Source organism: [Empedobacter] haloabium, assembly GCA_008011715.2.
GTDB lineage: Bacteria > Pseudomonadota > Gammaproteobacteria > Burkholderiales > Burkholderiaceae_D > Rugamonas > Rugamonas haloabia.
Genome location: CP136508.1, coordinates 2532695 through 2551815 on the forward strand (window position 1 = coordinate 2532695; position 19121 = coordinate 2551815).

The 19121-nt window shown below is 69.0% G+C and carries 13 protein-coding genes and 1 pseudogene; 6 read left to right on the forward strand and 8 right to left on the reverse strand.

The window, feature by feature from the left end:
- Window positions 1–13: 13 nt before the first annotated feature.
- Window positions 14–1276, forward strand: a complete 1263-nt coding sequence (gene entS / locus E7V67_011070) for an enterobactin transporter EntS (protein ID WUR15613.1) — start codon at window positions 14–16, stop codon at window positions 1274–1276.
- A gap of 119 nt (window positions 1277–1395) precedes the next feature.
- On the opposite strand, the gene E7V67_011075 is transcribed toward entS, so the two are convergent.
- Entirely contained in the window at window positions 1396–2307 is a 912-nt protein-coding gene (locus E7V67_011075) for a DUF72 domain-containing protein (protein ID WUR15614.1), read from the reverse strand.
- A gap of 105 nt (window positions 2308–2412) precedes the next feature.
- On the opposite strand from E7V67_011075, the gene E7V67_011080 reads away from it, so the two are divergent.
- Window positions 2413–3087, forward strand: a complete 675-nt coding sequence (locus E7V67_011080) for a hypothetical protein (GenBank protein ID WUR15615.1) — start codon at window positions 2413–2415, stop codon at window positions 3085–3087.
- Window positions 3088–3232: 145 nt separating this feature from the next.
- Here the strand turns inward: E7V67_011080 and E7V67_011085 are convergent, their stop codons facing one another.
- The 3 genes from E7V67_011085 to E7V67_011095 all read right to left on the reverse strand — a co-directional run bounded on the left by E7V67_011085 (window position 3233) and on the right by E7V67_011095 (window position 7039).
- Window positions 3233–4276, reverse strand: a complete 1044-nt coding sequence (locus tag E7V67_011085; GenBank protein ID WUR15616.1) for an acyltransferase — start codon at window positions 4274–4276, stop codon at window positions 3233–3235.
- Window positions 4277–4361: 85 nt separating this feature from the next.
- On the reverse strand, window positions 4362–6614 hold the full coding sequence (locus E7V67_011090) for a family 1 glycosylhydrolase (protein ID WUR15617.1): 2253 nt from the start codon (window positions 6612–6614) through the stop codon (window positions 4362–4364).
- A 113-nt stretch (window positions 6615–6727) separates the two neighbouring features.
- Window positions 6728–7039 (reverse strand): hypothetical protein, encoded by a 312-nt coding sequence (locus E7V67_011095; protein WUR15618.1) that lies wholly within the window; start codon window positions 7037–7039, stop codon window positions 6728–6730.
- Window positions 7040–7247: 208 nt separating this feature from the next.
- On the opposite strand from E7V67_011095, the gene E7V67_011100 reads away from it, so the two are divergent.
- Complete coding sequence (locus E7V67_011100) at window positions 7248–9530, forward strand: TonB-dependent siderophore receptor (protein ID WUR15619.1); 2283 nt, start codon at window positions 7248–7250, stop codon at window positions 9528–9530.
- Between the two features lie 111 nt (window positions 9531–9641).
- Here the strand turns inward: E7V67_011100 and E7V67_011105 are convergent.
- Window positions 9642–10518 (reverse strand): annotated as a pseudogene (locus E7V67_011105) (IS1595 family transposase).
- Window positions 10519–10829: 311 nt separating this feature from the next.
- Between E7V67_011105 and E7V67_011110 the strand changes: the two are divergent.
- Both E7V67_011110 and E7V67_011115 read left to right on the forward strand, forming a co-directional pair.
- Window positions 10830–11078 carry a hypothetical protein gene (locus E7V67_011110; GenBank protein WUR15620.1) on the forward strand — a complete coding sequence of 83 codons (249 nt, stop codon included), beginning with the start codon at window positions 10830–10832 and terminating at the stop codon, window positions 11076–11078.
- A gap of 25 nt (window positions 11079–11103) precedes the next feature.
- A complete protein-coding gene (locus E7V67_011115) occupies window positions 11104–11493 on the forward strand; it encodes a hypothetical protein (protein ID WUR15621.1) in 390 nt (129 codons plus the stop codon).
- Between the two features lie 75 nt (window positions 11494–11568).
- Here the strand turns inward: E7V67_011115 and E7V67_011120 are convergent, their stop codons facing one another.
- Both E7V67_011120 and E7V67_011125 read right to left on the reverse strand, forming a co-directional pair.
- Window positions 11569–13131, reverse strand: coding sequence for an MHYT domain-containing protein (locus E7V67_011120; protein ID WUR15622.1), 1563 nt, complete (start codon window positions 13129–13131; stop codon window positions 11569–11571).
- Between the two features lie 108 nt (window positions 13132–13239).
- Window positions 13240–17175, reverse strand: coding sequence for a CHASE domain-containing protein (locus E7V67_011125; protein ID WUR15623.1), 3936 nt, complete (start codon window positions 17173–17175; stop codon window positions 13240–13242).
- Window positions 17176–17398: 223 nt separating this feature from the next.
- On the opposite strand from E7V67_011125, the gene E7V67_011130 reads away from it, so the two are divergent.
- Complete coding sequence (locus E7V67_011130) at window positions 17399–18235, forward strand: cyanophycinase (protein WUR15624.1); 837 nt, start codon at window positions 17399–17401, stop codon at window positions 18233–18235.
- Window positions 18236–18432: 197 nt separating this feature from the next.
- On the opposite strand, the gene E7V67_011135 is transcribed toward E7V67_011130, so the two are convergent.
- Complete coding sequence (locus tag E7V67_011135) at window positions 18433–19089, reverse strand: zinc ribbon domain-containing protein (GenBank protein ID WUR15625.1); 657 nt, start codon at window positions 19087–19089, stop codon at window positions 18433–18435.
- Between the last annotated feature and the right edge of the window lie 32 nt (window positions 19090–19121).

Here is a 19121-nt window from a genome sequence, read left to right on the forward strand (position 1 = left end):
AGAAAAGAGAAGCATGAAAAAGAAACTGTTTGCCGATTTCGGCCTGTTGCGGCGCAATCCGGCGTTTCGCAGCGTGTTCATCGCACGCACCATCTCGCTGCTGGGCCTGGGCATGCTGTCGGTCGCCGTGCCGATGCAGATCCATGCGCTGACGGGCGATCCGCTCAAGGTTGGCACGGCCATGGCCGTCGAGGGCGCCGGCATGTTCATCGGCCTGCTGCTGGGCGGCGTGCTGGCCGATCGCTGGGACCGGCGCCGGCTGATCCTGGCCGCGCGCTTCATCTGCGGCCTGGGCTTCGTCGGCCTGGCCGCCAATGCCTGGCTGCCGGCACCATCGCTGCTGGCGATCTACGTGCTGGCAGCATGGGACGGCTTCTTCGGCGCGCTGGGCGTGACCGCGCTGATGGCCTGCATGCCCGTCATCGTCGGCCGCGAGAACCTGATGCAGGCGCGTGCCATCAGCATGGTGACGATGCGCCTGGCTACGGTGATCTCGCCGGCCGTGGGCGGTGCGTTGATCGCGCTGGCCGGCGTCGGCTGGTGCTACCTGATCGCCGCCATCGGCACCGGCCTGACCCTGCTGCCGCTGCTGGGGCTGCCGACGATGCAGCCGCAGGGTGGCGAGGACGAGCATCCGCTGCGGGCGCTGGCGCAGGGCTTCCGCTTCCTCGTGACGAACGCGGTGGTGGCCGGCACGGCCGTCGCCGGCACCATCGTCACCCTGGCGACCGCCGTGCGCGTGCTGTTCCCGGCGCTGGCCGAGGCCCAGCATGGCCCGGCCGCGGCGGCGATGGCGGCGGGCCTGATGTATTCGGCCGTGCCGCTCGGCGCCACCCTGGGTGCGCTGGTCAGCGGCTGGACCGAGGGGCTGCAGCGGCCGGGGCGGGCGATGCTGCTGGCCGGCGTCGGCGCCTGCACCTGCGTCATGCTGCTGGGGCTTTCGCCCGCGCTGCCGCTGTCGCTGCTGTTGCTGGTGGGGTTCGGCTACCTGGTGTCGGTCGCCTCGCTGCTGCAGTATGCGCTGGTGCAGGGGCACACGCCGGACCACTACCTGGGCCGCGTGAACGGCCTGTGGACGGCGCAGGAGGCCGGCGGCGACGCCCTGGGCAGCGTGGGCATCGGCATGGTGGGCAAGTTCGCCTCGGCGCTGTCCGGCGTGTTCCTGTTCGGCGCGACGGCCGCCGCGCTGGGGGTGCTGATGTTGCTGGGCTGCCGGCGCTTGCGCGAGGCGCCCTTGCATAGTCCGGCGTTGGCGGCGGAGCAGGCTGCGGCGTAGACTGACGCCAGTGGCATGCGATCCACAAGGGTCTGTCCCCGCATGGGGACTGACCCTGAAGTTCGTGCGCGGCTTCGTTCGATAAACTTCGGGGTCAGTCCCGTAGGGACAGACCCCAGCTAGCGCTGCGGGCGCGGACCCAGTGCCGTCAGTCCCTGGCCCAACCCCAGCCGCGCCAGCAGGGCGCGCGCATCGAACGGCGCGTGCACCTTGATGTCGTTGTCGAAGTAGCAGAACACGTCGCGGCTGGCCCGTTTCGGCGGCGCCGCCGTGGAGATCAGTTTCGCGTCCGCCAGTTGGCCGCCCGTGCTCCAGGCATGGATCTTCGCGGCCCAGCGGTCCAGCGCCGCGTCGGTGTAGCCGCTGGCGTACAGCTCCTTCTCGCCATGCAGGCGCAGGTACATGAAGTCGGCCGTCACGTCCTCGTAGTCGGGCCACTTGCCGGCCGTGTCGGCCACCACGAGCGCCACCTTGTACTTGCGCAGCAGCGTGATGAAGCGCTTGTCGTTGAAGCTTTCGTGGCGGATCTCCATCGCGTGCCGCAGCTTGCGCCTGGCATCGATCTCCAATACGGCACGGCCGTTCATGCGCGCCTCGTGCCGGCGTGCCAGCTCCAGCGCCGCCTCCGTGTCGTGCGGCAGCAGGCTGAGAAAATGCTCGACCAGCTCCGCGTCGAACTGGAAATTGGGCGGGAACTGCCACAGGAAGGGACCCAGTTTTTCGCGCAGGTTGAACACCCCCGAGGCGAACACGTTCGCCAGCGGCAGTTCCGGCTCGCGCAGCCGGCGCGTGTGCGTGATGAAGCGGTTGCCCTTGTGGCTGAACATGAAGCCTGCCGGCGTGGCGTCGTACCACTCCTGGTAGCTCTTCGGCCGCTGCAGCGAGTAGAACGAGCCGTTGATCTCGATGGTCGGCAGCGCGCGCGACGCGAACTCCAGCTCGCGCGCCTGCGCCAGGTCGCCGGGATAGAACTCGCCGCGCCACGGTTCGTAGCGCCAGCCGGAGATGCCGATGCGGATGGTGGAGGCCATGCCGTCGAGTATAGGCAAGCGCGGCCGTAAGCGGCGCATGCTTGAGGTGTTGATTGCTGTTGGGAAAACGAATTATCATGGCGGGCCGCCATCCCGCTTGCCACCATGACTGCCGCATTGTCGTTCCTGTTCGCCGCGCCAGCACTTGTTTTTGCATTGCTGGTCACGGCAGCGCAGCTATCCCTGCGCTATTGGCCGCATCTCGAGGACATCGGCGGCCGCGTGATGCTGTGCGTGCTGACACTCGATGTGCTGGTGGTCCTGTTTCAGTTGGCGCTCGGCGTCGACGGGATTGTTGCGAAACCGGCGTTGCTGCTCTTGCCGGTCTGCGCACTGCTGGCGTGCGTGCCGAGCGCCCTGCGCTGGTTGCCGCGCGGGCGGATGTTCGCGTGCGCGCCCGCTTGCGTGGCGCTGGTTTCACTGTCGGTCCTGGCGTTCAACCATGCGGGTGCGTGCGTGGCGCAGTGGCGCCACTACAGCGAGCCGGAATTGCTCGACGCTGCGATCGGTCACGTCGTGCGCTACTATTGTCCGGCGCTGGGGACCGACTGTTCGATCAAGCGCGGCCCAGCCACCCCGGCCGAGATTGCGCGCTTTCGCCGCCTCAACCCGGCTTGCTGCCGACTCGATGCCGTCGAACGCACGGATTGGCAATTGTTGACGGGACAGGCCCGCCACGTCGCCCACCTGCGCTTTGCCGTCATCGGGCCGACAGGGCGCGAGCTGGTTGACGCGTCGATCGGGATCGATCCCTGCGGCTGCATCCCGCACGAGCACTGAGCAGCGTTACCGGCGCGTTCTCATCATGCGGAGGCGGTAGCGCCGAACAGTTCGTGTCGTCAGGGGATTGCGGAACTGTCCCGGAAGCGGCCGCCCAGAAGTTGCCAAAATTCGGGGACAGTCCCCGAATTTTGGAAAGATTGCCTCAAAACAGGGGACTGTCCCGGGTTTTGCGCCAGCCCCAGTCGCGCAGGGCCAGGCAGGGTTTTTCGACCAGGTACCAGCTGGCGGCGCCCAGCGCGATCGCCAGCGGGGCGGCCAGGGCGAACAAGGTCCACGGCGAAAGCGCGGGCCAGTACCACAGCAGCAGCTTCTGCACGGGCCAGCCGTACAGGTAAACGCCATACGACACGTCCGGCAGCCGCCGCAGCGCGGCCAGCGCAGGCGCGGGGGCGTAGGCGGCACGCAGCAGCAGCCAGCCGCCCAGGGTGGCCAGCGCCGCTTCGGCCAGCACACGCGAGCCCAGTGCCGCCAGCAGCGCGAGCCCGACCAGCGCGATGGTCAAGGGACCCGCCGGCCAGCGCGCAACGCGCTCGCGGTACAGATAAAAGCTGCCGCCGCAGAAGAAGCACATCGCCAGCCGTGCCAGGTCCGGCAGGGCACGGCCCGCCAGCTGCCAGGCCAGCGCGCCCGCGACCAGCGCAACGCTGGCCATCAGCCACAGGTGACGGCGGCGCAGCATGCCGGCCAGGCCAGCGGCCAGGACCGTCAGGTAGCAGGCGAATTCCAGGCTGATCGTCCACATCGAGCCGTTCACGCTGGCGTGCGGCTGGCCCGCGAACACGGGTGGCACGACCGGCGTCTGCAGCAGCGCGACGCCGGTGACGAAGCCGCCGGGCCAGAAGCCGGCCGCGTAGGCCGAGGGATCGGCGCCCAGCGGTCCCACGACGAGGCCGCAGACGAGCGAAGCGGCCACGAAGCCGGGATAGATGCGCAGCACGCGCTTGCGCAGGTAGGTGGCGGCATGCGGTGCCGCCAGCCAGCTTTGCACGATCAGGTAGCCGCTCAGCAGGAAGAAACAGTCGACGGCGAACTCGCCGAACGACAGGGTGCCGAACAGCCGGGTCAGCGGCTCGCGCCGGCGGTCGCCGTCGACCAGCTCGGGCGCGTGCGCCAGCAGGACGAGCAGGGCGAGAAGCAGCCGCAGCGGGGTGAAGTGGTTGGCGCGATCGCGCCCGGGCACGGACATGCGGGCTGCTTCCTGTTGTGGTTTCTTGCCAGAATCCTAACAGGAAGCAGCCTGTGCTGCTGTTGCTTTTTAGTCAGCAAACGCCTCAGACACGCAACCGGCTGCGCCGCTCCACCCCGGCCGGCAGCGCCTGGCGCTGCACGGCGACGGTGCGCGCATAGCGCTGCAGCGCATCGTCCAAGGTCGGCAGCAGGGCGCCGCGCTCGGTACCCAGCAACGCCGGGGCCGGGTTGCCGGGTGGGGTCTCGTCGCGCAGGCCGGCCGTGTCGACGTCCAGCAGCCCGGCCGTCATGCGCACCATCGAGCCGGCGTCCAGGCTGCCCTGATTGGTCAGGTGCCAGATGCCGCGCTCGCCGTCGATCGCCAGGTCCAGGCAGGTGTTGACGAGGTCCGGCAAGTAGGTCAGCGACAGCGGCCGTTCGCCATCGAGCGCGACGATGCGCCCCTCGCCCAATTCGCGCAGGCTGCGCGCCAGCAGGTGGCCTTCGTCCCATGGGCTGAAGAAGCCGCTGCTGCGCACGATCAGCGCGCCCGGGTGGGCCAGCAGCACGCGCTGCTCGGCCTGCGCCTTGTGGCGGCCGAAGGCGCTGCGCGGCGAGACCGGATCGCTTTCCCGGTAGGCGCGTTCCAGCTGGCCGTCGAATACCTCGGCGCTGGAGAACATCAGGTACTGGATCTCGTGCTTCAGCGCGGCCAATGCCAGCACCGTCGCCCCCAGGCAGTTCTCGCGGTAGCAGCGCGCCAGGGCGTCGTCGGCGGCATCGTCTTCGCCCACGCGCGGCGGCGAGCCGGCCGCGTTGACGATGGCCCACGGACGGTACCGGCGGATCGCGCGCTCGACGGCGGCCGGATCGGTCACGTCCATCTCGGCCCGGCTGGTGATGCGGAACGGGATGTTACGGGCCGCGCACAGCTGCGCGAACACGGCGCCCAGCGCGCCGCTGGCGCCGGCGATCAGGATCGGTTGCACGTGGCGCTGGGCGTCGTCCTTGGCCTGCTGGCGCTCCGCCAGCGAGGCCGGGATGCTGCTGGTCGCCACCGGCGGGCACAGGAAGCGGCCCGGCCGGTGCCACCAGCCGACGCCCTGCAGCACCGGGTGCCGTGGCGGCGCGCCCGTCGCGAGCGAGCGCATCATTGTCGCGACGGCGGTTGGCCGCGGTGCCGGGCCGCGCACGTCGAACGGACCGGGTTCGTAATAGCCCTTGCAGGCCGTGACGAGACAGTTCCAGTCGTAGGAGCCGAGCAGAGCCCAGACCGTGACGGCGCGCATGTCGGCACCGGCTTCGCGCGCGGCTTGCGCGGCCTTCCAGACTTCCAGCAGCCAGCGCAGCTGGTCTTCCCGGTTGGCGTCGATATGGGCTTCAGTGATTGCCACCGGCCGGCGGTAGCGCTCCCATACCTCCATCAGCAACGGCCCGATGCCCGGCGTAGGGTTGGCCAGCACGCGCGCCGTCTCCATGTCGGCGTGGCGGATGCCGCGGTAGGTGTGGACGTGGCTGGCGGGGTAGCGTTCGACGCGGTGGTCCAGCCAGCGTTCGCTGGTGATGTAGTAGTTGACGCCGATGACGTCCGGTGGGCAGGGATGGTCGCGGAACCACAGCAGCTCTTCGGCCGTCGCGCCCGATTCCAGCAGGTAGTTCCACAACGCGTGCGATGGATCGACCATGCCGCACAACAGGTCCCACGACAGCCAGCGCCGTTCATTGAAGAACTCGACGATCTCGCCCATCTCCGGCGTGCCGTAGGTGCGCGACAGGTCGTCGGTCTGCACCAGCTTCGCTTGCGGATTGACGGCGCGGATGGCCTGCATCGACAGCACCACGGCACGGCACTGGTTCAGCAGGGCGCGCACGAACGTGGCCTCGTCGCTGCCGTGCGGGTACCAGACGCCGGCCAGGCCGGAAAAGCGCGCGGTGGTCAGCGGCTCGTTGACGGGCGTGTAGCAGGTCAACCAGGGATAGCGCGCCGCGACAGCGCCGGCATATGCCGCCAGCTTGTCCGCGAAGTCCGGATCGACCAGGCTGGTGTGCTGCGGCCCGCTGCCGTGGTGGATCAGGCCCACGATCGGTTCCACGCCCAGTTCGCGCAGGCGCGGCAGGCGCGCGTCGGACCACGACCAGTCGGCATCCTCGATGGACTCCGGCGCCGTGCATTCCCACAGCACCGGATAGCGGATGGCGCTGATGCCCAGCGAGGCGAAGCGGTCGATGTCCTCCAGCCGTTCGCGGTGGCCGTTGCGCTCCATCTGGCTGAAGTACGTGTCGGTCACCCGGTTGATCGTGCATTCGAGGCCGCCCCACAGTTGCAGCGGATCGGCCATATTGTTCTGCTCTGTCATGCGTAGCTCCTGAAGTGATTCCGGTTCAAGCTTAACGGCGTGACCCGCTGTGCCGTATCGGCCTGCGCCTACATCCATGTCGGACGGCTCGCCGTTGTCCTGGCAGGGATGTCCTATCCGGCCGCCCGGGCACCGATTGCCAGCCGCATGCGCCGGCGCCGGTCGCCCAGCACCCGGCGCAATTCGTCCACCGCGATGCCGCTGACGTCCTGGATGCGCAGCAGCAGCGAACCGCTCAGCGGCAGGCCGCGGTGGCGCAGGCGGGTCAGCAGCGGCGGGGCGATTTGCAGCGCCTTGGCGAGCGCTTTGTCGCTGTGCAGTTGCAGGCGCTGGCGCAGCAGGTCGAACAGGCGCGCGGGGTCGTAGGGCAGGGAACGGCTAACGGGAGGCAGGCGTGGCAGGGCAGGTGTCGAGGTTGCGGTCATCGTTCTCGTGGCTAATTCGTCAAGGCCGAGAGTCTGCCACCGAAGAGCAGGGTGCGGTGTAGGACGATGCCCCATGTGCCGGTCGGACCAAGCCTGATGGAACCAGATGCCCGTCGGGCAACTTTATGCGATAATAAGAATGATTCGTATTATTAGTTCGCGCGAGCGGCGCGTTCGCCAGCCACGAGCCAGCCTCAGAAAGCAAGCAATGACTAGCCGTAATCCGTACATCAAGACCATCAAACATCCCGCCGCCCTGGCCATCGCCACCCTGGCGATGCCCCTGGCCCTGCATGCCCAGACCTCCGAGCAAGGCCTGCCGGAAGTGCGCGTCGAAGGCCGCGCCACCAGCGACTTCCAGGTCCGCACGTCGGTCTCCGACAAGTTCACCGCGCCGCTGCTGGATACGCCCAAATCGGTGACCGTGATTCCGACCGCCGTGATCGCGCAGACCGGTGCCACGTCCCTGACCGACGCGCTGCGCACGGTGCCGGGGATCACGATCGGTGCCGGCGAAGGTGGCAATCCGGTCGGCGACAACCTGTTCATCCGCGGCTACAATGCCCAGACCGACACCTACGTCGACGGCATCCGCGACACTGGTTCGGCCTCGCGCGAGATCTTCGCGCTGGAGCAGGTGGAAGTGGTGAAGGGTCCAAATTCCGCATACGGCGGCCGCTCGTCGGCGGGCGGCGGCGTCAACCTGGTCAGCAAGACCGCGAAGGCGGAAAACTTCAACAACGCCACCGTCGGCATCGGCAGCGCGCAATACCGCCGCGTGACCGCTGACCTGAACCGCACGATCGGCAACAATGCCGCCGTGCGTTTGAACGTGATGGGCCACGACGCCCACGTGGCCGGCCGCAACGAGATTCACGGCGACCGCTGGGGCGTGGCGCCCACCGTCACGTTCGGCCTGACCGGCCCGACCCGCGTATCGATCGGCTATTACCACATGGAGTCGAGCGAGCTGCCCGACACCGGCATCCCGTTCAACAACCCGTTCAGCACGGGCGCGAACATGGCGAAGAATGGCAACGGCACCCCCATCGACGTGCCGCGCGACAGCTACTATGGCCTGCTCAACCGCGACTTCCGCGACACCCAGACCGATATCGGCACCATCGACGTCAAGCACGACCTGGGCAACGGCCTGACCCTGCGCAACGTGAGCCGTTACGGCCGCAACAGCAACGACTACGTCTGGACCCAGCCTGACGACTCGAAGGGCAATACGGTGCTGTACGGCACCGTATGGCGCCGCGCCAACACGCGCGTGACGGAAACCGATTCGCTGGCCAATACGACGGCCTTGTCCGGCTCGCGCGTGTGGGCGGGCATGAAGCATACCTTTACCACCGGCATCGAGATCGGCCGCGAGGAAACCGATCGCAGCAGCTACCTGTTCGCCCCGGGCACCAACAATCCGCTGACGAAAACGTTCACCTGCCCGACCTTCGGCGCCCAGACGCTGTACAACTGCACCTCGCTGGTCAATCCGAACGCCAACGATCCGTGGGAGTACACGCGCACCGTTTCGCCGGCACGCACCAACGTCCACACCAACACGCGCTCGGCCTATGCGTTCGACACCGTCGAGCTGGCGCCGCAGTGGCTGCTGAACCTGGGCCTGCGTTGGGACGACTACCGCTCGAAGCTGGACGTGCCGCAGTACACGCTGGACGGCAAGACCACCAATGCGCAGCACGCGGAAGTGAAGAGCAGCTTCACCAACTACCAGGCCGGCCTGGTCTACAAGCCGTCCACCAACAGCAGCGTGTATGTCTCGTACGGCACCTCGTCCACCCCGCCGGGCTACGACGGCGGCGACGGCTCGGACGGCCTGTCGGTCGCGGTGCAGAACCTGAAGCCGCAGGACAGCAAGAACTTCGAGCTGGGCACCAAGTGGGAAGTGCTGGCGCGCCGCCTGTCGCTGAGCGCCGCCCTGTTCAAGAGCGAGATGAACAACGCCCGCGTGACGGCGCCGGACGGCACCAGCCAGAACGTCGGCAAGAAGAGCGTGGAAGGCATCGAGCTGGGTATCTCCGGCAACCTGACGCCCAACTGGATGGTGTTCGGCGGCTATACCTGGCTGGACGGCCGCCTGGACGACAACGGCTACGTCAACACGGCCGCCGCGGGCCAGCCGGCGCTCTACCAGCCGTCACCGTACAACGGCAACGTGTTCCCGACCACGCCGAAGAACAGCGCGTCGCTGTGGACCTCGTACACGGTATTGCCCGGCCTGACGGTCGGCGGCGGCGTCAACTATGTGTCGAAGGTCTACGCCAACGTCAACAACACCAAGTACGCACCCGGCTACACCCGCTTCGATGCGATGGCCAGCTACGAAGTCAACAAGAACGTCACGTTGCAGCTGAATGTGCAGAACCTGACGGACAAGCTGTACTTCGACAAGGTCAGCTCGCCGCACTACGCCGGCGTGGCCCCTGGCCGCACGGCGGTCGTCACCGCTTCCTTCGCGTTCTGAGCGAATTATCAGCGTGAGTTCAGCGCCGCCTTCGGGCGGCGTTTTTTTTGGGCGCTGTTCGCGTTAGCTGGTGGTTGCCCCTCGTTACGGAACTTTTTCAGCGCGTCGGTGTCATTGGCAGCCTGGACTGTACTTGCCCGGCGCCACGCCGATGCGCAGCCAGTCCGATGGGGTTGCTGGCGAGCCGGCATCGAGTACCCGGCACCAGCCGGTGTAGTTGGCCAGGTAGCGGCTGGCAACACCGTGGAACCGGCCCAGCCAGCCCTTGAAGCGGCTGTGCCAGCCGTTCACGTTTTGAATATGGATGGTACCGCGCGCCCTGATGTCCGCACGCACGTTGATGACCTCGTGGGTGAGACCCGCCTCGCGTGCGAACGCCTGATAGGCCTTCGCCGCGTCGCTGATCAACAAGATGTCCGGCGCCAGCACCGGTAGTAGATGCGCTTGCAGTTGCGCGGCACTGACCGGCCCGCGCCCGGTTACGAAATCGTGCGTGACACGGCTGCGGTCACGCGCGACCAGAATGCAATCGAATTGCCTGCTCTGGCCGCGCCCGGAAGCCTTGCCGCCGCGCTTGCGGGCCGGCCGGGTCAGGTGGCGCGAGCCCTTCTGCGACTCGAGCAGGTAGGTCTCGTCCGCCTCGACGATGTTGGACAATGTCGGACGGCGTTCCCGCCGGACCCCGGCAATGAAGCGGTGGCGCCATCGGAAACTGGTCGATTGCGCTACCGCCACGCGCCTCGGCCGCAGCGCGTACCGTTGTCGATTCCAGCAGGCATGTGAGGTAGGCGAGCCACTTGTCGCGCAACCGGAGCCGGGCCAATGGCGTGCCGGTTAATGCGTTGAACGTGCGGCCGCACGCGGTACAGCGATAGCGTTGGAGGCCGTTGGCCGCGCCGCTGCGGTGACAACGAGCACATGTGCAGCGGGGACAAGGCGGCCTGCCGGCAGCGGCCTCGATCAATGAGAAACATTGATCGCCCTGCATGGCCGTTGCCAGCACGGCTTGTAATGCGGCCATTTCTTCGAACGTCAGTTGGCGCTGGCGCAGCGCCTGCAACACCGCCTGGAAATCCGTCGTCCCCATTGCCGGCCTCCGATCCGCATGAGATATCTCAACAGGAGATCAGACAGGCCGGCGCGAGGCGAGTTCCACTACTTAACGCGAACAGCGCCTAGCGATTTGGGCACCATCAGTAACAACGGACACCCCGACGGCATGCATTCCGACAAAACATCGGCTTCGATGCCGATGCATTCAGCAATCGTGCCGGAGTTCAATAGAGTCGGAGACCAGACATGGACAAAGAAACGCTGATGGGCGCTGAGCCGCACTATACGCTGGGACTGCGGGAAGTCGAGATCGACGCCGTCCTGGATGCGTGCGACCTGGTCGGTCGCGTGCTGCAGTCGGCGCCGGGGAACAATGCCCGTGCCGCCGCGCGGCTGCTGGCCGAGGCGTCGCGCGCGGAACACCGCGATGCGCCGCTGACCCGCTCCATCCTGGTCCAGGTGGCCCGTGCGCTGCAGCGCCGCGCGCTGCAGTAGGCCGCCTGCATATCATCTATATGGTGTGAAGACCGAAGGGGAGGAAGCGATGGACTACGAAGCGAACGACGAATTGCCGCAAGGCGAACAGGTCGGGGAATACAGCCCCGGCAGACTGCTCGACACGCTCGCGGCCAAACTGAATGCCCGCAATGACGCCGCCCTGGCGCGCGCGATCGAGGTGGCGCCCGCCATCGTCAGCAAGATCCGGCACGGCCGCCTGCCCGTGGGCGCGTCGATCCTGCTGCGCATGCACGAAGCGTCCGGGATCGGCATCCGCGAACTGCGCGACCTGATGGGCGACCGACGTGGCCGGCACCGCATGAGCCCGACCGAGTTCCGGCCGCGCCAGAACCAGCCGTCGCCGCAGGCGCACCAGGCGCGCCAGTCGGAAGGCCAGAGCAACGAAGGCTGACCGCCCGGCGCACCCGGGAACAGGCAGCCGCCTGCGACGCGCAGGCGGCTGCCTGTGCTCGTCTCGATCCCTGCCTCAGCCGCCGCAGCCCGCGTGATCCGGCCGCGCCGCACGCCGGCCGGCGCTGGCCGCGTGCAGCGGCAGCCGCACGGTAAACGCCGCGCCCTGGCCCGGCCCCGCGCTTTCGGCGGCGATGGCGCCGCCCTGCAGCTCCAGCAGTTGCCGGGCGATCGACAATCCCAGCCCCAGCCCCCCGTAGCGGCGCGTGGTCGACGCATCGGCCTGGCGGAACCGTTCGAACACGTGCGGCAGGAAGGCCGGATCGATGCCCACGCCCGTGTCGGCCACGCGGATCGCCACCCCTTCGGCCGTGCGGCTCAGGGTGACGACCACGTGGCCGCCGGCGGGCGTGAACTTGACCGCGTTGGCCAGCACGTTGCCCATCACCTGCTGCATGCGCGCCGCGTCGGCGCAGACGGGGCCGGCGCTGCGGTCCAGCTGCACGGTCAGCTCCACACCGGCGGCCAGCGCCACCGGCCGGATGGTATCGACGGCGGCGTTGACGAATTCGGCCGGCCAGGTCGGCGCGGCCAGCACCTCCACCTTGCCGGCCGCGATGGCGCTCATGTCCAGCAGCTCGTCGATCATGCGTGCCTGGGCGCGCGCATTGCGCTCGATGGCGGCCAGGCCGCGCTGCAAGGTGCCGCTGTCCTTGTCGCCCTGCTGCAGCAGTTGCGACCAGCCCAGCACGGAGTTCAGCGGCGTACGCAGCTCGTGCGACAGCGTGGCCAGGAACTCGTCCTTCTGTTCGTTCAGGCGCGCCAGCGCCAACCGCGCCTCGTGCTCGTGCTGGAACTGGGCGCGGCGCTCCTCGGCCGTGGCGAGCGAGGCCGCCAGGATATGGGTGCGCGCCTCCAGACGGGCGTCGTAGATGGAGACGATCAGCGCGATCGTCAGGATGCCGGCCGTGCCCAGCGTGACGGCCAGCGCCAGCGTCGTGTAATCCACGCCGCTGGCGGCGGCACGGCAGATCACCCCGATGGGGAAGTGCGCGGCGGCCATGCCGGTGTAGTGCATGCCGGCGATGGCCAGGCCCATCACGACGGCCGCGGCGCCCTGGATCAGGCTGGCGCGCGGCGTGCGCAGGCGCAGGCGGTAGGCGATCCACAGGGCGCCGGCGGCGGCCCCGATGGCGATCAGCACGGACAGCGCCAGCGCGAACGGCTCATAGCGGATGCCCGGGTCCATCCGCATCGCCGCCATCCCAGTGTAGTGCATGCCGGCGATGCCGAGGCCCAGCAGCAGGGCGCTGGCGGCCAGCCGGATGCCGGCGACGGTGCGTTCGCGCAACTGCCACAGCGCCAGGCCGGATACGGCCACGGGCAGCAGCAGCGACAGCAGCGTGATGCCGACGTCGTAGCCGAGCGGGATTGGCAGCCGGAACGCCAGCATGCCGATGAAGTGCATGGCCCAGATGCCGGTGCCCATCGCCAGCGCGCCGCCGCCCGTCCACAGATAGGCCGCCAGCCCGCGCGAACTGCGCACGCGGTCCGCAAGGCTGAGGCTGGTGTATGACGCGAACATCGCGACCAGGATGGAAACGATAACGAGCGTGGGGTCGAAATAACCGCTGTACATGATCTGGCTGAAACGTCGGATGACATGACCGACTATACCGGACTGTGCCGACCAGAGGCGCCGCCGCCGGGCAGAACCCCTGATTTAGATGCGAAAAAGCAACATCGCTTAATTCTGAGGCAACTCTTCCGAGCGCCAGCGCAGCAATGTCGCCACCATTTCCTCTTCCTCGACGGGCTTGGCGATGAAGTCGTCCATGCCCGCGGCGCGGCAGGCGGCCCGTTCGGCTTCCGTCACGCCGGCCGACATCGCGACGATGGGTATGGCCAGGCGCAGCGTGTCGCGGACGGCGCGGGCGGCCTGCAGCCCGTCCATTTCAGGCATCTGCACGTCCATCAGCACCACCGCATAGCGGGCCGGGTCGCGCCGCAGCGCGTCGACGGCGGCGCGGCCGTTGTCCGCCACCGTCACTTCGGCGCCAGCATAGCGCAGCATCGTCACGGCGACCGTCTGGTTGACAGGGTGGTCCTCTGCCAGCAGCACGTGCATGCCGGCCAGCGGCTGGGCGGGCGCCGGCGCGGTGCGCGGGACGGGTGTCGGCGCCGCGCTTGCCGCAGCCGGGGCCGGTGCCTGAGCCAGTTGCGCCAGCGCCGCATGCAGCGTGGCGCGGGTGGCGGGCGCATGGACCAGGGCGAATGGGAAGGTCTGCGCCGCGCCGGCCAGCGGCGGCGCGAAGCCGGCGCTGATCTGTACCAGGGCGAAGCCGGCCGGCAGGCGCTCGCGCCGCGGTGCCAGCAGGGCCAGCGGCGTCACGCCCTGGCTGTCGGGACCGATCAGGGCGAGGCGGTAGGGCAGTGGGCCGGTGCCGCCCAGCGTATCGCGGGCCTGGTCGAAGTCGTTGACGGGGTGCAGCCGCCAGCCCCACCGCCCGGTCGCGCGCACCAGGGCGGCCGCCACCTCCGGATCGGACTCGAACAGCAGCACGTCCAGGTCGCGCCACGGCGCCGCCAGCGGGTAGCGGTCGGCGGGATCGGGGACGGGCCGCACCGGCACCGTCAGGGTAAAGGTGCTGCCGCTGCCGGGTGCGCTGGTCACGTCGATGCGGCCGTCCATCCGTTCGGCCAGGCCGCGCGCGATGGTCAGGCCCAGGCCGGTGCCGCCGAAGCGCCGGCTCATCGACGCGTCGGCCTGCACGAACGGCGAGAACAGCCGCTGCAGCTGTTCCGGGTCCATGCCGATGCCGGTGTCGCTCACTTCCGCGACCAGCAGCAGGCGGCCATCGCGCTCGCCGCCGGCGCGCAGCAGGCAGTGCACGGCGCCCCGTTCGGTGAATTTCAGCGCATTGCCGATCAGGTTCGTCAGGATCTGTTCCAGCCGCAGCGGATCGGCCACCACTTCCAGCGGCAGCGCCGGATCGACGTCCACCACCAGCCGCAGCCGGCCGCCGCCGCTGACAGCCATCAGCGCGGCCGCCACCTGGGCCAGCGCATCGGGCGCCATCGGCACGGGATTGAGTTCGATCCGGCCCGCCTCGATCTTGGAAAAGTCGAGCACGTCGTTCAGCACGGCCAGCAGGGTCTGGCCGGAACTCCTGATCATGTTGACGAAGTTCTGCTGCTCGCTGTCGAGCCGGGTGCGGCCCAGCAGCGTGGCCAGGCCCAGCACGGCGTTCATCGGCGTGCGCAGTTCATGGCTCATGTTGGCCACGAAGCTGGACTTGGCCCGGCTGGCGCTTTCCGCGTGCTCCTTGGCGCGCCGCATCTGCTCCTCGGCCGCTTGCGCTTCCGTGACGTCGCGCACGATGAAGGCAAACCCGGTCGGCGGCCCGGCGCCGTCGAGGCGCACGGCGGACAGCTGCATCTCGCCCAGGAAGGTCTGGCCATTCTTGCAGACGAAGGTGCGCAGTCCGGCACAGGTACCCGTGGCCGTTGCCTGCGCCAGCGCCACGGCGCCGGCGTCGGCGTCGTCCCAGACCGGCAGGGGCCGGCCGACAGCTTCCTCGTCGCCATAACCGAACAGGTTGGTGGCGCCTTCGTTCCACGCCTCCACGTTGCCGGCGCTGTCCAGGAAGATGATGGCGTGGCTGCGCACGCTGGCCGTGAACAGGCGCAGCCGGGCCTCGGAGCGCTGCACGGCGCGTTGCTGCCCGTGCAGTTCGTGCGTCATGTCCTGCGCCAGGCGCAGCGCGCGCGACCGCGTCATCGCCAGGCTCTTCACCACCTCGAACATCAACAGGCTGATCAAGGTACCCAGGCCGAGAATCAGCAGGCTGCTGTGGCGGTCGACGCTGGCCTCGAACGCGTCGCTCGCGGTCAGCTCCACTGTCCAGTAGCGGCCGGTCTCGTCGACCGCCACCGCCTGCGCCAGGCTGAGGGGGCGCTGGTAGCGGCTGGCACCGGCGCGGGGCGCATCGTTGCGGAAGATCAGGCGGCCGCGCGCCAGCGGGCCGTCCCAGATGCGCAACGTGAATGGCGTGTCGGGCCCGACCATGCTGCCGATCATGTCGCCCAGGCGGAACGGGCTGTAGACAAAACCGTGCAGCGCGGCCATGCGTTCGGCCGGTGTGTTGCGCGGCACGCCGCGGCGGTACACCGGTTCGTACATCAGGAAGCCCAGCTGCCGGTTGCTTTCGATTTCCTGCACCAGCACCACGACCGCCGTGCTGCCGATCCGGCCCAGGCGCGCCGCGGCCTGCATCGCGGCGCGCCGGACCGGCTCGGAGTACATGTCGAAGCCCATTGCCCGGTCGTTGCGCACGTTGTGCGGTTCGAGGTAGGTGACGATGGCGCCGTGCCCGTCGCGCGGCGGCGGCCACACCCGGAAGGTGGGCCAGTGCGGCCGGTGCATGCGCTCCAGCGCCGCCACGCCGGCCGCCGGGGTCCACATCGCAAAGCCCAGGCCCTGCGTGCCGGGGAAGGCGTGTTCGATATCGAAGCTGCTGGCAAAGGTGTGCCACTCGTCCGCCGTCACGTTTTCCGAGGCGTCGAAGAATGCCTTGCCGGCGCGCAGCAGGCGGCGGTAGTTGGCCAGGCGGTAGTCGATCTGGCGCCAGGCGGTATCGGCCAGGGCCGCGAACTGCTCATTGATGCGCCGTTCGCCGTAGCGCGCGGCCGCGTGCCAGGCGCCGATCGTCACCGTCAGGCACAGCGCCAGCATCAGCACGGGCCAGCGGCTGCTGACCGGCGTGTTGGCCGGCTGCCGGTGGCCGGCGCTGGTATTGGTGAGCACCATCCCGGTCACGGCCAGGATGGCGAGGTACAGGTCGAGCGCCACCAGCGAGTGCAGCTGGCTGCGCGTGGCGAACTGGCCGCCGCCCGACAGCGTGGCCAGCACGGCGCCCGTCGCGGCGATGGCGACGACGGCCGTCGAGCCGGCGGCGCCCAGCCGGATCGCCGCCCAGGCCACCGGCAGCAGCAGCAGGAACGGCGGACCGTAGCGCTGGGCGTCGCCCAGCCACTCCAGCTGGAACACGATCGCCACCAGGGCGCTGCTGGCCACCAGTACGAGCGCGGTCTCGGCGGCGTGGGCGCGCAGGCGGCGCCGGGCCGCGCCATCGGCCCAGGCCGACAACAACGGCGTCACCACCAGCATCGCCGTCATGTCGCCCAGCCACCAGACCAGCGCCACCACGCCACGCTCGGCCGATGGCACGACCCCGGCCGCGGCCAGCGCCATGCTGCCGCTGGCGGCGCCCAACGCGGCGCACACGGCCGTGATGCCGAGGTAGCCGTGCACGACGGCGGCGCTGTCGCGCTTGACGGCCTGGTCCAGGGCGCGGATGCCGCGCTGCGCCAGCAGCAGGGCCAGCACGTTGGCGCTGGCGATGACGGCGGCGGCCGCACCCGTCGTCGCGTTCAGGCCATGGCCCGCGCGCATCAGGTACAGGTTGAACAGCAGGCTGCCCAGCGCGACGCCGGGCCACAGCCAACGTCCCCAGCGCAGCAGCACGGCCAGCGCGACGCCGGTCGGCAGCCAGATCGGGCTGCCATTGCCGCGCGGGATCGACAGCGCCACGCACAGTGCGGCGGCGGCCAGGAAAACCAGCGCGCACAGCAGGTTGCCGGCCGCGTGGCCGGCCAGCGGCGGAAGGCGACGGGTAAGCATGAACAGTCCGGCTCCTCGGTCAGGGCGATAGCCGCATCATGCCTGACTCGGCGCAAGTGTGACGCCGCCGTCGCCGGCGCGCTGTGCTCGATCGTGACCACGAGTAATGCAGTGTAGGCGCCTGCCGACACACGCGCGAGCCGTGCACCCATGGTGCGCGGCATGGCGTCCCCTGATACTTCTTTGTCAACACTGTGAATAATGTCCATGCCGGGAGACACAATTGAGCCGTCCAGCCAAGCCCGCCGCCCTGATGATCGTCGGCGGCACCGAAGCCCCCGCCGAGGCCCCCGACGTGCTGGGCCGCTTCGTCGCGTTGTGCGGCGGCCCCGACGCCCGCATCGTCGTGTTGACGGCCGCCAGCACCGTGCCGGACGAGGTCTGGCGCGCCTACCAGGGCGCGTTCGCGGCGGCCGGCGCCAGGCGCTGCGAGCCGCTGCATGTGCGCGAACGCAGCGACGCCACGCACGCGGCGTCACTGGCCGCCATGCGCGATGCGCGTGGCATCTACATCGCCGGCGGCGACCAGAAACGCCTGCTCGCGGTGCTCGGCGGCACGGCGCTGCACCAGGCCATGCGCACCGCCGTGCGGGACGGCGCCTGCATCGCCGGCACCAGCGCGGGCGCCTCGGCCCTGGGCGTACACATGGTGACGGACGGGCGCGCCGAGTTCAGCCCGGAAAAGGGCGCCATCGGCATGGGCGCGGGACTGGGCTTCCTGTCGCACTGCCTCATCGACCAGCATTTCTCGCAGCGGCACCGCATCAACCGCTTGCTGACCTTGATCGCGGCCAACCCGGAACTGGCCGGGATCGGCGTGGACGAGGACACGGCGCTGGTACTGGCGCCGGACGGCGCCATCGAGGTCGTGGGCTCGGGCGCGGTCACGCTGGTGGACGGGCGCCACATGCGCAGCAACCTCGCCGTCGTGGAGCAGGGCGAGATTCCGCTGATGCTGGACGTGCGCGTGCACGTGCTGCCCACCGGCACCGTACTGGACACCCTGCCGGACGTGCTGCGGCCGATGCTGCAGCCCGTGCTCGCAGCGCTGTCCCATTGACCGCCGGGATGTGCCGCGGGTCCGCGCTCCGGAGCGTGCCGATCGGATCGCGCAGGCGCCGGTGGCGCAGGCCACCGACCCCGAAGTTCTGCTGCGCTGCCAGGGACACGTTCCACTTAGGGGTCAGCCCTGCAGGGAGCGGAGCAGGGGTTGCGAGGAGCATGCCCCTCGTCCGCGCAGCGGTGCCGGCCTATGGATCACTGCCGCTGGCCGCACTCGGTACAGAACTTGGTGCCCGGCTCCAGGCTGGTGTTGCAGCCCCGGCACTGGATCTGCTGCGCCATCTTGCAGCCGCACTCGGGGCAGAACTTGGCGCCGTGCGTCTCGGCCCGGCACTGCGGGCAGACCAGTTGCATGTCCTGGCGTACGTCATGGCGCACGCCGCGCGAGCGGCCCTCGTCGTGCGCGATCTCGGAGGCAGCCTGCACCTCGCCCTGGGCGCGCGAGCGCGTGATCGCCACCTTCACGTTCGGCGCGCAGTTGTAGCACAGGCCGTTTTCCGTATCGAAGCAGGTGCCGCAGACGTAGTCGTGGCAGGCGCCGCAGCGGTTGAAGTGCTGCTTGCCTTCGGCCAGCGCCTCCTTGAAGGCGGTGTCGCGGGCCGAATGCCAGCCCGCTTCGGCCAGGCCGTTCAACACGCTGCTGGCGTTGCCCAGCAGGCCGCCGAAGATGCTTGCCCCCTTGGACAGCCAGCCGGACGCCTGGGCGCTGCGGTAAGGCTTGAACGTCGTGCGCCAGCGGTCGCTGCAGCGCTGGCAATAGAACTCGAACTGGAAGCCGGCGTCCAGCCCCGAAGAGTTGCTGAGGTCGCTGTAGTTATTGGAAAACTTGTACGCTTGTTGATCGTCGGACATGACACTGCTCGGTGGACAAGGTGAAGGGGCCG

What these genes read in the sequence shown, in the direction of transcription:
- entS (WUR15613.1), top strand. Translation starts at nt 14, where the DNA reads ATGAAAAAGAAACTGTTTGCCGATTTCGGCCTGTTGCGGCGCAATCCG.
- E7V67_011075 (WUR15614.1), bottom strand. Translation starts at nt 2,307, where the DNA reads ATGGCCTCCACCATCCGCATCGGCATCTCCGGCTGGCGCTACGAACCG.
- E7V67_011080 (WUR15615.1), top strand. Translation starts at nt 2,413, where the DNA reads ATGACTGCCGCATTGTCGTTCCTGTTCGCCGCGCCAGCACTTGTTTTT.
- E7V67_011085 (WUR15616.1), bottom strand. Translation starts at nt 4,276, where the DNA reads ATGTCCGTGCCCGGGCGCGATCGCGCCAACCACTTCACCCCGCTGCGG.
- E7V67_011090 (WUR15617.1), bottom strand. Translation starts at nt 6,614, where the DNA reads ATGACAGAGCAGAACAATATGGCCGATCCGCTGCAACTGTGGGGCGGC.
- E7V67_011095 (WUR15618.1), bottom strand. Translation starts at nt 7,039, where the DNA reads ATGACCGCAACCTCGACACCTGCCCTGCCACGCCTGCCTCCCGTTAGC.
- E7V67_011100 (WUR15619.1), top strand. Translation starts at nt 7,248, where the DNA reads ATGACTAGCCGTAATCCGTACATCAAGACCATCAAACATCCCGCCGCC.
- E7V67_011110 (WUR15620.1), top strand. Translation starts at nt 10,830, where the DNA reads ATGGACAAAGAAACGCTGATGGGCGCTGAGCCGCACTATACGCTGGGA.
- E7V67_011120 (WUR15622.1), bottom strand. Translation starts at nt 13,131, where the DNA reads ATGTACAGCGGTTATTTCGACCCCACGCTCGTTATCGTTTCCATCCTG.
- E7V67_011125 (WUR15623.1), bottom strand. Translation starts at nt 17,175, where the DNA reads ATGCTTACCCGTCGCCTTCCGCCGCTGGCCGGCCACGCGGCCGGCAAC.
- E7V67_011135 (WUR15625.1), bottom strand. Translation starts at nt 19,089, where the DNA reads ATGTCCGACGATCAACAAGCGTACAAGTTTTCCAATAACTACAGCGAC.